The sequence below is a fragment of the Neisseria sp. P0008.S010 genome (assembly GCF_051962715.1).
GTDB lineage: Bacteria > Pseudomonadota > Gammaproteobacteria > Burkholderiales > Neisseriaceae > Neisseria > Neisseria elongata.
This window is the reverse complement of the sequence record NZ_JBQCVA010000210.1, coordinates 1-344: the sequence shown is the minus strand read 5'-3', so window position 1 is coordinate 344 and position 344 is coordinate 1. Positions and strand designations below refer to the sequence as shown.

The 344-nt window shown below is 53.8% G+C and carries 1 rRNA gene; it reads left to right on the top strand.

What is annotated here, in order from left to right:
• Positions 1-344 (top strand): 16S ribosomal RNA (locus tag ACTHSL_RS13255); the annotation flags it as partial.

The following is a 344-nucleotide window of genomic DNA, read 5'->3' as shown; positions in this document are numbered from 1 at the left end:
CCTACGGGTGGCAGCAGTAGGGAATATTGGACAATGGGCGCAAGCCTGATCCAGCCATGCCGCGTGAATGATGAAGGCCTTCGGGTTGTAAAGTTCTTTAGCAGGGGAAGATAATGACGGTACCCTGAAAATAAGCCCCGGCTAACTCCGTGCCAGTAGCCGCGGTAAGACGGAGGGGGCTAGGGTTGTTCGGAATCACTGGGCGTAAAGGGCGCGTAGGCGGCTTTGCAAGTCAGATGTGAAATCCCGGGGCTTAACCCCGGAGCTGCATTTGAAACTGCATGGCTAGAGTCTCGGAGAGGATGGTGGAATTCTGAGTGTAGAGGTGAAATTCGTAGATATTC